General features: G+C 68.6%; 12 protein-coding genes and 1 riboswitch. Of the genes, 5 read left to right on the top strand and 7 right to left on the bottom strand.

The window, feature by feature from the left end; all coding sequences use genetic code 11:
- Positions 1-117 precede the first annotated feature (117 nt).
- Entirely contained in the window at positions 118-753 is a 636-nt protein-coding gene (locus J3A72_RS00735; RefSeq protein WP_075076406.1) for a LysE family translocator, read from the bottom strand.
- A gap of 152 nt (positions 754-905) precedes the next feature.
- Here J3A72_RS00735 and J3A72_RS00730 point away from each other — a divergent pair, with 152 nt between their 5' ends.
- The 3 genes from J3A72_RS00730 to J3A72_RS00720 all read left to right on the top strand — a co-directional run bounded on the left by J3A72_RS00730 (position 906) and on the right by J3A72_RS00720 (position 3,411).
- Entirely contained in the window at positions 906-1,307 is a 402-nt protein-coding gene (locus J3A72_RS00730; RefSeq protein WP_004153688.1) for an acyl-CoA thioesterase, read from the top strand.
- A gap of 56 nt (positions 1,308-1,363) precedes the next feature.
- Entirely contained in the window at positions 1,364-2,170 is an 807-nt protein-coding gene (locus tag J3A72_RS00725) for an NAD-dependent protein deacetylase (protein WP_075076405.1), read from the top strand.
- 140 nt (positions 2,171-2,310) lie between these two features.
- Complete coding sequence (locus tag J3A72_RS00720) at positions 2,311-3,411, top strand: NADH:flavin oxidoreductase/NADH oxidase (RefSeq protein ID WP_032962118.1); 1,101 nt, start codon at positions 2,311-2,313, stop codon at positions 3,409-3,411.
- Positions 3,412-3,414: 3 nt separating this feature from the next.
- On the opposite strand, the gene J3A72_RS00715 is transcribed toward J3A72_RS00720, so the two are convergent.
- Positions 3,415-4,326, bottom strand: coding sequence for a LysR family transcriptional regulator (locus J3A72_RS00715; RefSeq protein ID WP_075076413.1), 912 nt, complete (start codon positions 4,324-4,326; stop codon positions 3,415-3,417).
- Positions 4,327-4,440: 114 nt separating this feature from the next.
- Here J3A72_RS00715 and purU point away from each other — a divergent pair, with 114 nt between their 5' ends.
- Positions 4,441-5,292, top strand: coding sequence for a formyltetrahydrofolate deformylase (purU, locus tag J3A72_RS00710; RefSeq protein ID WP_005411937.1), 852 nt, complete (start codon positions 4,441-4,443; stop codon positions 5,290-5,292).
- 133 nt (positions 5,293-5,425) lie between these two features.
- On the opposite strand, the gene pncA is transcribed toward purU, so the two are convergent.
- The 4 genes from pncA to J3A72_RS00690 form a co-directional block, all read right to left on the bottom strand.
- Positions 5,426-6,052 carry a bifunctional nicotinamidase/pyrazinamidase gene (pncA, locus tag J3A72_RS00705; protein ID WP_014645585.1) on the bottom strand — a complete coding sequence of 209 codons (627 nt, stop codon included), beginning with the start codon at positions 6,050-6,052 and terminating at the stop codon, positions 5,426-5,428.
- Positions 6,053-6,107: 55 nt separating this feature from the next.
- The gene (locus J3A72_RS00700) at positions 6,108-6,779 is read right to left on the bottom strand and encodes an epoxyqueuosine reductase QueH (RefSeq protein ID WP_032962114.1); all 672 of its coding nucleotides are present in this window, start codon (positions 6,777-6,779) and stop codon (positions 6,108-6,110) included.
- Positions 6,780-6,954: 175 nt separating this feature from the next.
- Positions 6,955-7,184, bottom strand: a riboswitch (cobalamin riboswitch).
- 134 nt (positions 7,185-7,318) lie between these two features.
- On the bottom strand, positions 7,319-8,728 hold the full coding sequence (locus J3A72_RS00695) for a nicotinate phosphoribosyltransferase (protein ID WP_075076404.1): 1,410 nt from the start codon (positions 8,726-8,728) through the stop codon (positions 7,319-7,321).
- Between the two features lie 64 nt (positions 8,729-8,792).
- Positions 8,793-9,848: a bifunctional nicotinamide-nucleotide adenylyltransferase/Nudix hydroxylase gene (locus tag J3A72_RS00690; RefSeq protein WP_087786468.1), complete on the bottom strand. Its 1,056-nt coding sequence runs from the start codon at positions 9,846-9,848 to the stop codon at positions 8,793-8,795.
- 187 nt (positions 9,849-10,035) lie between these two features.
- Between J3A72_RS00690 and J3A72_RS00685 the strand changes: the two genes are divergently transcribed.
- Positions 10,036-11,928: a patatin-like phospholipase family protein gene (locus tag J3A72_RS00685; protein WP_075076403.1), complete on the top strand. Its 1,893-nt coding sequence runs from the start codon at positions 10,036-10,038 to the stop codon at positions 11,926-11,928.
- Between the two features lie 134 nt (positions 11,929-12,062).
- On the opposite strand, the gene J3A72_RS00680 is transcribed toward J3A72_RS00685, so the two are convergent.
- Positions 12,063-13,430 carry a short-chain fatty acyl-CoA regulator family protein gene (locus J3A72_RS00680; RefSeq protein WP_014645590.1) on the bottom strand — a complete coding sequence of 456 codons (1,368 nt, stop codon included), beginning with the start codon at positions 13,428-13,430 and terminating at the stop codon, positions 12,063-12,065.
- Between the last annotated feature and the right edge of the window lie 99 nt (positions 13,431-13,529).

Here is a 13,529-nt window from a genome sequence, read left to right as displayed (position 1 = left end):
CGGCCAGGCCTGTCGCAACGAAGAACCCCGGCCAATGCCGGGGTTTTTTGTTTCCGTAGCGTCGAGCCATGCTCGACTGCTGCTCGCAAGAAAGTCGAGCATGGCTCGACTCTACAATCAGCGCCGCCCTTCCACCGCCATGCGCATCGCCAGCCCGGCCAGCACCGTGCCCATCAGCCAGCGCTGCACCATCTGCCAGGTGGGGCGCGCGGCCAGGAAGCCGGCGATGCTGCCGGCGGTCAGCGCGATCATGCCGTTCACGCTGACGCTGACCAGGATCTGGGTGGAGCCCAGCACGATCGACTGCATCAGCACGCTGCCTTCGCCGTCCGGGTGCAGGAACTGCGGCAGCAGCGACAGGTACATCACCGCCACCTTCGGGTTCAGCAGATTGGTCAGGAAGCCCATCGTGAACAGCTTGCGCGGGCTGTCCTGCGGCAGGTCACGCACCGCGAACGGCGAACGGCCGCCGGGCCTGAGCGCCTGCCAAGCCAGGTACAGCAGGTACAGCGCGCCGCCGATGCGCAGCGCGTCGTAGGCGAACGGCACGGTCATCAGCAGGGCGGTGATGCCCAGTGCCGCACACAGCATGTAGAACACGAAGCCCAGCGCCACCCCGCCCAGCGAGATCAGGCCAGCCATCGGCCCCTGGCAGATCGAGCGCGAGATGACGTAGATCATGTTCGGCCCGGGCGTGAGCACCATGGCCAGCGAAACCAGCGCGAAGGCCAGCAGGTCGGAAGTGGCGGGCATGGGCAGTCCTGGCAGTGGGCGTGGCGCAGTGTAACGCCTGCCGCAGGCGCGGCCTGCGCAGGCACCGCTGCCGGGTGACCGTTGCACGTGCATGCCGATGGCCATCACGCTGGTCGCTTAGAATCCGCAGCACCCCACACCGAAGCACCCCCATGACCCCGATCCCCGAGACCGTGCCGCCCACCGAAGTGCGCATGGCTGAAATCGTCTTCCCCAACCACACCAACCACCTGGGCACCCTGTTCGGTGGCCAGGCATTGGCATGGATGGACAAGGCCGCGTTCCTGGCCGCCGCCCGCTATTCGCGCCGCACCGTGGTGACCGCGCGCAGCGACCAGGTCGACTTCAAGCTGCCGATCCGCATCGGCCAGATGGTGGAAACCATCGGCCGCATCGTCGAAGTCGGCCGCAGCTCGATGAAGGTCGAGGTGGAACTGGTCGCCGAGGACCTGCACAGCGGCGAGCGCAAGCTGTGCACCCGCGGCCACTTCGTGATGATCGCGCTGGACGAGGAAGGCCACCCGATCGCGGTGCCGCCGCTGCCGGCCGCCTGAGACCACCGGCTGAACCGGTGCTTGCGGGGGCGCTGCGGCGCCCCCATCTGGCAGCCATGACCCTGCCACTGACCGACTTCATCGACCGCGCCGAGCGCCTGTTCGTGCTGACCGGCGCGGGTTGCAGCACCGCCTCGGGCATACCCGATTACCGGGACGCCGATGGCCAGTGGAAACGCACGCCGCCGGTGACCTACCAGGCCTTCATGGGCGAGGCGACCACCCGCCAGCGTTACTGGGCGCGCAGCCTGCTGGGCTGGCCGCGCTTCGGCCTGGCCCGGCCCAACGGCAGCCACCAGGCCCTGGCCGCCCTGGAAAGCCGCGGCAAGCTGCAGGTGCTGCTGACCCAGAACGTGGACGGCCTGCACCAGCGCGCCGGCAGCCGCAACGTGATCGACCTGCATGGCCGCCTGGATCTGGTGCGCTGCATGGGCTGCGAGCGCCGCAGTGACCGCGAGGATTTCCAGCAGCGGCTGCTGGACGCCAATCCCGGCTGGGACGCGCTGGAGGCCGGCATCGCCCCGGATGGCGACGCCGACCTGGAGACCGATTTCTCCACGTTCGTGGTGCCCGATTGCCCGCACTGCGGCGGCGTGCTGAAGCCGGACGTGGTGTTCTTCGGCGAGAACGTGCCGCGCGAGCGGGTGGCGGCGGTGCACGATCATCTGCAGCAGGCCGATGCGGTGCTGGTGGTGGGCTCGTCACTGATGGTCTATTCCGGCTTCCGCTTCGTGCAGGCGGCGGCGAAGGCAGGATTGCCGGTGGCGGCGCTGAACCGCGGCCGCACCCGTGCCGACGACCTGCTGTTGTTCAAGGATGAGCGGGACTGCGCTGAAGCCTTGTCCGGTTGGGTGGCGGGCTGAGCCGAGCGTCGGCTCGGCTCTACAAGGGGCTGTCGGCGCTCGGCGGCATGATCGGCTGCGAAACAGCGATCCATCCAGACGGTTGATCCAGAAGCCGCGCAGCGGTGCAATACGCACCCCCTACGTCGTTCATCACCCCCTTGAGCCAGCTGTTTTCGCCGATCTCGTTCGGCCCCCTGACCCTGTCGAACCGCATCGTCATCGCGCCGATGTGCCAGTACTCCGCCGAAGACGGCCGCGCCAGCGACTGGCACGCCATGCACCTGGGCAACCTGGCGCAGTCCGGTGCCGGCCTGTTGATCCTGGAAGCCACCGCGGTCGAGCCGCGCGGCCGCATCAGCTGGGCCGACCTGGGCCTGTGGGATGACGGCACCGAGGCCGCGCTGGCACAGGTGCTGGCCAGCGTCCGCCGCTGGTCGCCGATGCCGCTGGGCATCCAGCTGGGCCATGCCGGCCGCAAGGCATCCACCGCCCGTCCGTGGGACGGGGGTGGCCAGTTGCCGGCCGGCGATGCGCGTGGCTGGGCCACCGTGGCGCCGTCGCCGCTGCCGTTCCATGCCGCCGATCCGGCACCGCAGGAACTGGACGAGGCCGGCATCGCCGAGGTCATCGCCGCCTTCGCTGCCAGTGCGGTGCGCGCCGAGCGCCTGGGCTTCGAGCTGATCGAGCTGCATGCCGCGCACGGTTACCTGCTGCACCAGTTCCTGTCGCCGCTGAGCAACCGCCGCACCGATGGCTACGGTGGGTCGCTGCCGAACCGCCTGCGCCTGCTGGTGGAAGTGTTCGACGCGGTACGCGCGGCGGTGTCCGACAAGGTCGCCGTGGGTGTGCGCATTTCCGCCAGCGACTGGGTCGATGGCGGCTGGGATCTGGTGCAGAGCGAAGCGCTGGCCCAGGTGCTGGACGCGCGCGGCTGCAATTTCCTGCATGTCTCCAGTGGCGGCCTGGACGAGCGCCAGAAGATCACCGTCGGCCCCGGTTACCAGGTGCCGTTCGCGGCGGCGATCAAGGCCAAGGTGCGCATGCCGGTGATCGCCGTGGGCATGATCACCGAACCGGAGCAGGCCGAATCGATCCTGCGCCATCGCCACGCCGATGCCGTGGCCCTGGCGCGCGGCATCCTCTACGACCCGCGCTGGCCGTGGCATGCCGCCGCCGCATTGCGCGACAGCGTTGAACCGGCGCCGCAGTACCTGCGCTGCGAGCCGCGCGATGCGCGCGGCGTGTTCAAGGCGCGCTGAGGCTCACACCCGCCAGGCCGGCGCCATGCCGGCCTGCAGGTGCTCGAACAGCGCGCGGATCTTGGCGGTGAAGTCGCGGCGATCGCTGACGCAGAAATAGACCTCCATCGGCTCCGGACGCCACGTGCTGTCGGCGCCGAACACGGCCTGCAGGCGTCCATCGCGCAGGTAGGGCTCGGCCACGAACGCAGCCAACCGCGTGATGCCGGCACCGGCCGCCGCCAGCGACGCCAGCGCATCGATGTCATCGCAGACCATGCTCGGCGGTAGCGCGGCGTCCACACGCTGGCCGTCCTTCAGCAGGCCCCAGCGCAACGGCCGGCCATCGGTGGGGAAGCGGTGCAGCAGCCCGCGATGGCTGCCCAGATCCGATGGTTCCTGCGGGGTGCCATGGGCCTTCAGGTAGGCCGGCGAGGCGCAGAACACGAACGGCACGCGTGCCAGCTGCCGTGCGACCACGCCGTCTTCCAGCTGCGCGCCGATGCGGATGCTGGCATCCACCGCCTCTGGACCATGCTGCACGGCGCGGTCGGTCAGCCGCAGTTCCAGCTGCAGCTGCGGGTAGCGTTGCTGCAGTGACGGCAGCAACGGGGCCAGCACGTGGCGGCCGAACGCGCTGCTGCTGGCGATGCGCAGCGGCCCGGCCGGTTCGATATCACCGGAGGTGACCATCGCCTGCGCGCGCGCCAGGTCGGCCTCGATGTGGCGGACCTGCGCCAGGTACAGCGCGCCGGCCTCGCTGAGCGCCAGCTGGCGCGTACTCCGGTTCAGCAGCCGTACGCCCAGATGCGCTTCCAGCCGGTTGATGTTCTGGCCGACTGCGGTGGCGCTGATGCCAAGGATGCGGGCCGCGGCGGCAATGCTGCCGGTCTCTGCGGTGCGGGAGAAGCTGCGGATCAGTTGCAACAGGTTCATGACCGACCAGCTTGCCACGGTGATGGCCAAGTATCGCTTGGGACTGAACCAAGCGTTTCGGTTGCATCGGTGATCATCCGGCTGCTGGGCAGGAAGCTGCCCTACACTGTGGCGATGCGCCCCGATTCCATCCTCACCCTGTCCTGCCCCGACCGTACCGGCATCGTCTATCGCGTGTCCGGCCTGCTGTTCGACCACGGCTGCAACATCCTCGACGCCCAGCAGTTCGGCGATGAGGAAAGCGGCCGCTTCTTCCTGCGCGTGCATTTCGACCGTGACGCCGGCCTGCCGCTGGAGACCGTGCACGCCGCGATGGCCACGCTTGCCGAAGGCTTCGGCATGGACTGGCAGCTGCATGATGGCCGCCGCCGGGCACGCCTGCTGGTGCTGGTCAGCAAGCAGGGGCACTGCCTCAACGACCTGCTGTTCCGCGCCCACAGCGGCCAGCTGAAGGTCGACATTGCCGCGGTGGCCTCCAACCACGCCGACTTCGCGCCATTGGCCGCGTCCTACCAGGTACCGTTCCACCACCTGCCGGTGACCGCCGATACGCGTGCGGTGCAGGAGCAGCAGATCATCGACCTGGTCGAGCGCGAGCGCATCGACCTGGTGGTGCTGGCGCGCTACATGCAGATCCTGTCACCCACGCTGTGCCGCGCGCTGGCCGGGCGTGCGATCAACATCCACCACAGCTTCCTGCCCAGCTTCAAGGGCGCGCAGCCGTACCACCAGGCGCACGCGCGCGGGGTCAAGATCATCGGCGCCACCGCGCACTACGTCACCGAGGATCTGGACGAAGGACCGATCATCGAACAGGACGTGGCCCGCGTGGATCACGCCATGGCGCCGCGCGAGCTGGTGCGGCTGGGCAGCGATACCGAATCGCTGGTGCTGGCACGCGCCGTGCGCCGCCATGTGGAGCACCGCATCCTGCTCAACGGGCATCGCACGGTGGTGTTCCGGTAACGTGCTGCCCCTTCCAGGTCCGCCGGGCATGGCCCGGCGCTACCCACGGGTGTGATCCGGTAGTGCCGGCCGCTGGCCGGCAACTGCAGGGATCCAGGCGTTGCCGGCCAGCGGCCGGCACTACCGTTGTGGGTCAGGCGGTCGCGATTCCCGCCTTGCCCAGCGCATCGCGCACCATCGCGTCGTTGGCTTCGGTCACCGGCCGGGTCAGGTCCCACAGGAACTTCACCCGGAAGCCGGACTTCACCGCATCCTGCGCGCTCCACAGCACGCAGTAGTCGCGGGCCAGGCCGCACACGTGCACTTCGCGGATGCGGCGCTCGTGCAGCCAGCCGGCCAGGCCGGTGGCCGGGCGCTCGCCATCGGGGCCATGGTTCTCGCGGAAGGCGCTGTACGAATCCACCTGTTGGCGCGTGCCCTTGCGCAGGATCAGGTCGGCCACGGTCCAGTCCACGCCCGGGTGCAGCGCGGCACCGGCGCTGCCCTGCACGCAGTGGTCCGGCCACAGCGTCTGCGGCTGCGCGTGCAGCAGGATGGTCTCGAAGGGGCGTTGGCCGGGGTGCTGGCTGGCGAACGAGGCATGGTCGGCCGGGTGCCAGTCCTGGGTCGCCACCACGGTGCGGTAGCGGCGCTGCGCCAACAGATCGGCGATCGGTGCCACCAGCGCATCGCCCTGGTCGCAGGCCAAGGCGCCACCGGGCATGAAGTCCGGCTGCAGGTCGATCACCAGCAGGGCGACATCGGCGGGCAGGGCGGTCATGGCAGGTCCGCTACAACAGAAGGGGCGACCAGCGTGGCCGCCCCATGCCTGCACGTCAATCGCCCTGTGGCGTCCCAGCGTCCTGCCCGTAGTACAGCAGGCCGATCCTGATCCGCTCGCGGCCATTCTCGCGGCGATGGCGGTTGGCATCGCGAAGCGAGTACACGCAGCCGCAGTATTCCTGCTGGTAGAACTGCTCGCGCTTGCTGATCTCGATCATGCGGCTGGCGCCGCCGCCCTTGCGCCAGTTGTAGTCCCAGTACTGCAGGCCTTCATAGCGCGACGCCGCACGGATCCCGCAGTCGTTGATCTGCGCCATGTTCTTCCAGCGCGAGATGCCCAGCGACGAACTGATGGTGTCGTAACCGTGCTCGTGCGCGTACAGCGCAGTGCGCTCGAAGCGCATGTCGAAGCACATCGTGCAGCGGATGCCGCGTTCAGGCTCGTTTTCCATGCCGCGTGCACGGCTGAACCAGTTGTCGGTGTCGTAGTCGCAGTCGATGAAGGGAATGCCGTGCTGCTCGGCGAAGCGGATGTTCTCCTGCTTGCGCAGCTCGTACTCCTTCACCGGGTGGATGTTGGGGTTGTAGAAGAAGATCGCGTAGTCGATCCCGGAGGCGGTGATCGCCTCCATCACTTCGCCGGAACAGGGCGCGCAGCACGAATGCAGCAGCAGGCGCTTGCCGTCGGCGGGCAGGGTCAGGGTGGGGCGTTGGAGCTCGGTCATCGTCAGGTACCGCATGGACCGCCGGCAACGGCGGTGGCCCATGCATCAGCGCGTGGGTGAACGGGTCTGGCCGGATACCGTGAACAGGACGCGCGCGGCCACATCGCCTGCACGCGCAGGACGACGACGGCCCCGGCAACCTCCCCGCGGAGATTCCAGGTCGAGTCAGGGGACGGTCGTGTCCCCCGGCCGGGGCCGGTATTCGGGCTGATGGACACGGGCCGCAGCCCACCTACTACCCGCCGCTTCCCAGGCGCGAGCCCAGTGCTGTTGGCAGGATTCGTTTCCATTCACCGCTGCGGGGCAGCTCCGGAATGGACGCGCGAGGCGCCTTCACCGGATTCCCGTTTAAATCCCTCCCCGCGCCGCAGCGATGGGAGGGATACCTTCGGCGTGTGCAAGGTGGACCTGTTGGTGGCGCCGGTCAAGAGCGCAGGGGTCAGAACCCGCTACGCTGCAACGGGATCCGACCCCAGCGGAAGGAAGGGGTCGGATCCCGCTGCCACGCAGCGGGCTCTGACCCCGGTCGGGATGCACCTTCAATGCCCCACGGCCGCCCGCGTGCGGATGTCGTCCAGCCGCTGGTCGTGCAGCAGGCGGCCGTTCTCCCACACGGTCACCATTGCGTCCTCGAAGCCGTCCGGCAGGGTGTCGTCGCCGTTGGCCGGCAGCGGCACCGTGTGCAGGCTGCCATCGTCCAGGCGGCGCAGCAGGCGCATGCGGCCACGCTTGCTGGCCTTGCCGGCGTCGGTGACCGGATCCTTGTAGACGTCGATCCACTCACCCTCGACCCTCGCCGCCGAGCACTTCAGTGCGAACTTCTGCGTATCGCGGTCCAGCCGCTGCAGCAGCGCACCGCCCATGCCGAAGGCCACGTTGTCGGCGGCGTAGCCGTCGTCGGTGATGCGTTGCAGGATGGTGCGGATGGTATCCGGGTTGATGCCATCGCCCTGGATCACCCGCACGTGGTTGAGCACGCGGTAGCCCTTGCTGTTGAGGGTGTGGCCGAAGGCTTCATCCAGCCGGCGCAGGCTTTCGGCCACCACCTCCACCGGGTCCCCCGAGTCCGGGCGGATGACCAGGGTGGCGCCCGAGGCGATCACGTCATCGCGCAGGGTGGTACCCCAGTGCTCGCTGATGGCGCGGTAGATGTCATAGCTGTCCGACACCACCGCCACGATCGCACCGGGCTTGCCGAACTGGCGCAGCATGTTGCGGTAGGCGTCCACCTCGCGCTCGCGGCCCCAGCTGGTGATGGTGCTGTGCTCGGCGGCGGGAATCGAATAGCCGGCCATCGGCGCGTGGTAGTGCGCGCGCGCCAGGCACAGGGCCGAGACCGTATCGGTGCCGAGGAAGTTGACCAGGTGCGCGGCACCGCCCAGCGCGGCCGATTCCAGGCTCGAGACACCGCGCGCGCCGAAGTCATGCAGCTTGAACGGCAGCTGCCCCTGCGGGTCGTCGCTGGTCTGCTGCAGGAACGCGGCAATGGTCTGCCGTGCGTGCCAGCTGATGGTGGCCACGGTGACCGGGTACCACACGCGCAGCAGCAGCGTTTCCAGGTACGACGGCACCCAGAACGCGGCCGGATCGGTCGATTCGATGGTCATCAGCGCCTGGTGGGTGGGCACCACGCTGCCCTCGGGAACGGCGCGGATGCGCACCGGCAGGTGGCCGCCAAGCCGGTCGACGATATCGCGCCAGCCGGCCTCGTTGAACGGTTCGCCATGCGCGGCGAATACCGCAGCAGCGTCGTCGATGTCGGCGTGGGTGACCGGCCGTGCCAGCGCGTCCTTGAGGATCGCCTGCAGGCCGAAGAACACCGTGCGATCGTGCAGGCCGCCACGTGATTCGACGTAGAAGAACGTGGCATCGGTACCCGGCGGGTACTGCAGCCAATGGCTGGCCTTGTAGCTGTCGGTGTTGAGGAGAAGATTATCGAGGTAGTGCATGACGGAAGCTCCTTCGCGTCGGGTGGCACCGGCGGTCTATCCGCCAGTGGGAAAGCCGGGCCGGTCAGCCGCGGCCGAGGAAGTACTCCAGGATGTGCAGGTGGTCTTCGAACAGCTGCGGGCCCATGTCCAGGGCCTCACTCACCGGTATCCAGCGTGCCTTGTCGGCATCGTCGCCGCCGCGCACCGGCGGCAGCTCGCCGGCCGGAAACTCGAAGTGGAAACCGTGGGTGATGGTGCGGCCACGCTGGCTGCGGTCCGGGTGGTCGAACACCTGCTGGCCCTTCAGCGACCCCTTCAACACCGGCAACGGAATCTTCAGGCGGGTTTCCTCGCGCAGTTCGCGCAGGCAGCTGTCGAGCAGGCTCTGTTCCTGGCCGACGAAGCCGCCGGGCAATGCCCACAGCCCCTTGCCGGGTTCCGAGCGGCGACGCACCAGCAGCACGTGGCCCGAATGCACCACCACCGCATCGGTGGTGACGAAGGTGGGCGCGTAGGGCGCATCCTTCCAGGCGGCCTTGTACTGTTCGATGAAGCGGTACTCGGCCACCAGCTGGCCATACGCAGGCGCGCTTTTGCGGAACGCTTCGAGCATGTCGTACACCGGCGCCGGCACATTGCCACGCAGCATCAGCAGCGCGCCGTGGAAGTCGACGTCGCCGGCCTCGAACAGGTAGCGCCGCAGCTCGGTGGCCGACAGGGTGGCGGTGTGCTGCACGTCCACCAGCGGCCACTGCGGGAACTCGCGCAGGTAGTAGCTGGACGCATCCTTGTCCATGCCGATCAGGCCCACCCTGGCATCGGCGGCGGCACCGTCGTTGCGCAGGGCGTCAGCCACCTGGCGCTGCACGTTGGCGATCCACTGTGCTTCGTTGTACAGGTGGTCACGCAGCGGGCGGATCAGCAGACGGTCGGTGTGGCCGTCGAGGGCCGCCTGGATCATCACGGCGCGTTCGGCCACGGTCCAGGGATTGCGGAGGCTGCGGGGGGTATCGGCAGAGCCGACCAGGAAGATCAGCTTGCGGGCCCGGCTCAGGGCCAGGCGGGCAACGGCGGCGTGGCCGTTGTGGAAGGGCTCGAATCGCCCGATGAAGACGAGATAGTCGAATTCCATGAGAATCCCTCATGTCGTTGTGGCAGCCGCGGGTCTGTCCCTTGGCTTGCTGCAGATGCTACGCCGATGGCGGGGCGGGTCAAGCCTGCAGCCGTGCTTTCTGCTGAACGGCGCATTGCGTGCGCGGACTGCGCCGTTGTTCTCAGGCCCTGAGAAGCCCCTGCGCCATACTGCAACCCACGCGGCGGACGGCATGCTCGGGGGCAAGACAGTGGCGGACAAGTACTGCGATCTGGTCATGAAAGGCGGCATCACCAGCGGCATCGTGTACCCCAATGCGGTACTGGCGCTGGCCCGCGAGTATCGCTTCAAGAGCATCGGCGGCACTTCAGCCGGCGCCATTGCGGCAGCGGTGGCGGCTGCAGCGGCCTGCGGCGATCGCCGCCAGCAGGCCGGCGAGCAGCTGCCCGGCGATGCAGGCTATGGCGGGCTGTCGGCGGTGTCGGCACAGCTGTCGCGGCGCGGCTTCATCTACAGCCTGTTCCAGCCGGCGCGCGGCGCGCGCGCGGCCTATCGGCTGCTGGTGGTGCTGACCGGCAATGCCCGCCTGCCGCACAAACTGCTGTGCCTGGCCGTTGCGGTATTCGAGATCGCGCCGCTGGAAGTGCTGGTGTCGCTGGCGCTGCTGCTCGGCCTGGGCTGGTGGGGCGGTGGCTGGAGCGGCGTGGCCGCCACGCTGCTGCCATCACTGTTGTGCGCCTACGGTGCGGGTGTGGCCGGTGCCGCGCTGCGGGTCGCGCGGGTGGCGCGTCGCAACCTGCTGGGCCTGTGCAGCGGCCTCAGCCGCGATCCACGCACGCCGGCGCTGACCGAGTGGTTGCATGAATGCCTGCAGCAGCTGTCCGGCAAGCCGCTGGATGCACCGTTGACCTTCGCCGACCTGCACGATGCGCCGCGCTACGCCGGTGAGCCTGACAGCCCGCATGCGATCAGCCTGCAGATGATCACCACCTGCATCTCGCACAACGAGCCGCGCACGCTGCCACTGGGCGGCGCGCAGTTCTGGTTCCTGCGCGAGGAGTTCGAACAGCTGTTTCCTGCCAGCGTGGTGCAGTGGCTGGTGAGCCAGGCCGGCCCGCCGCTGGAGGTGGACGGGCGGCAGTATTACCACCTGCCGCAGGGCCCGAAGCTGCCGGTGCTGGTGGCCACGCGCATGAGCCTGAGCTTCCCGCTGCTGATCAGCGCGGTGCCGCTGCATGAACCCTCACGCCGCGAACGACGCTGCGAACCGGCCGCCGCTGCGGCCGACCAGGAGCACAACGTTGCCGACAGCATGGAAGGGCTGACCAGTGCCGGGCAGACCTGCGGCCCGGTGATCACCGCCTTCCGCATCTGCTGGTTCTCCGATGGCGGCATCAGCAGCAACTTCCCGATCCATCTGTTCGACGCCGCCCTGCCGCGCTGGCCGACCTTCGCCATCAACCTGGTCTATCCACAGCACGCCGAAGCGGTGAGCCAGGGCAGCGGCGGCCGCCAGGCGCTGGAACATGCGGTGTTCCTGCCCACCGAAAACCGCCACGGCTGGCAACGGCATTACCAGTCCATCGCCACGCCACTGGCCGCAGCCGAGCTGGGTCGTTTCCTGTTCGCGGTGGTGGCGACCATGCAGAACTGGCGCGACCTGCTGCAGGCGCGCGCACCGGGCTACCGCGACCGCATCGTGCACGTCAGCCTGCAGGGCGACGAGGGTGGCATGAACCTGGACATGCCGCAGGACGTGCTGACCCGCATCGCCGACAAGGGCAGCCTGGCCGGTGCGCGCTTCTGTTCGTTCTCGTTCGAGAACCACTACTGGATCCGCTGGCGCAACCTGGCCTCGGCCTACCAGCGCTACACGCTGGAAGTGGCGCGCACCGATGATCCGGCGCAGCAGGTGCTGGCCTACCGCGCGGCGTACGCGATGGTCGCCAGCGGTCAGCCGACGCCACCGTCGTACAAGCTGGGCTCGGAAGACAAACGGCTGGCCTCGCAGCAGTTGTGGGGCTTGATGGTCGAGCAGGGCCGCACCTGGGAGGACCTCGGCCCCGACCTCACCGACGGTGCACCGCGTCCGCTTCCGCAGATGAAGGTCACGCCGATCTACTGACCCGATCCTGCGTTCGAATCGGGGTCAGATCCGTTTCCGCAGGAAAACGGATCTGACCCCGCAGTGGTTGCTGCTGTTGCCGGCCAGCGGCCGGCGCTACCACGGGTGCAGGGCGCGGCCCTGCCAAACCCACCCTATCGCCCCGGCAACTGCGCGAACGCGCGCTGCATGCAGTCCTCGCGCGGGCACACCCGGCACCCCGGGCCGATCGATACCGAATTGCCCGGGCTCTGCACATCCAGCCCCAGTGAATACACCAGGCGTTCGGCATGCTGCAGGTCGCAGCCCAGCGCCACCGCGAAGGTCTTGCGCGGTTGGCCATGGCCGACCGGGCCACTGCTGACCTGCCGCGCCAGCCAGAAATGACGGCGGCCATCGGGCATGCGCGCGGTCTGGGTGAGGATGCGCCCGGGTTGGTTGAACGCCTCGTAGACGATCCACAGCGGGCACGATCCACCCACCTGCGAGAAGTGGAAATCGGTGGCCGAATGGCGCTTTGAGACGTTGCCCGCCCGATCCACGCGGATGAAGAAGAACGGCAGGCCGGGCGCGCTGCGCCGTGCCAGCGTGCTCAGCCGGTGGCAGACCGCTTCGAAGCCGACGCCGAACTGGTGCGCCAGCAGTTCGATGTCGTAGCTGCTGGTTTCGGCTGCACGCAGGAAGCGCATGTACGGCATCACCAGCGCACCGGCGAAATAGTTGGAGAGACCGATCCGCGCCTGCGCGATGCGTGCCTCATCGGTGAACCCGGCGCGCGCCACCACCGCATCGATCTGCGGCAGGTAGCCGTGCAGGGCCAGCTCGGCCGCCATCTGGAACGCCTGCTGTCCGGGCTCCAGGTAATCGGGCAGCCACAGCCGCCGCGCACCGGCATCGTAGTGCCGCTTTTCGCGCCCGGCCTGCAGTGCGGCCACTTCCACCAGCACGCCATGGCGGTCGGCCAGCAGCTGGCGCAGCCGCGGTGCCACATGCCCGGGCGACAGCCCCCATTCGGCGAACAGCTGCTCGGCCAGCTCGTCCAGCTCGGGAATGTGGTTGTGCATGCGGTTGAAGAACTCGCGCACTTGGTCACCGGCGGGCAGGGTGCTGCCGGCGCCGGGCTCGCCCAGCTGGAACTCCAGTGCGGCCGCGTGCTCGCGCAGCGCCAGGTGACGACGGTGCAGGTCCAACAGCGCGCGGCTGACCTGCGGCAGGTTGCCGGCCAGGGCGCGCAGTTCGGTCGCGCTGACCTCGGCCAGGCCCAGGTCGCGCAGGGTTTCGCCCAGCGCCTCCTGCAGGGCGGCGGGCTCATCGTCATCGAACAGCGAGGAAACGTCGCCCAGCACCTCTCCCAGCTTCTTCTGCACCGCCGGTGTCAGTGGGCGCTTGTTGCGCTCGATCTGGTTCAGGTAGCTGGCCGACAGCCCCAGCGCACGCGCCAGATCGGCCTGGCTGTAGCCGCGCTGCTCGCGCAGCCGCAGCAGGCGCAGGCCGAGTTGCCGCTGGGGAGCTGAATAATTCACAGAATTAACAGGAATCGTGGGGCGCGTTGGCCAGATTAAGCGGATTCAGCCCGGAAATCGAGCCGGGTGCTGTGAATAATGCCAAGCATCTTTCGCACC

This window comes from Stenotrophomonas sp. PvP093, from assembly GCF_017876915.1.
GTDB lineage: Bacteria > Pseudomonadota > Gammaproteobacteria > Xanthomonadales > Xanthomonadaceae > Stenotrophomonas > Stenotrophomonas muris.
Note: the sequence above shows the minus strand (reverse complement) of the source record. Positions and strands in the feature narration are given on the sequence as shown.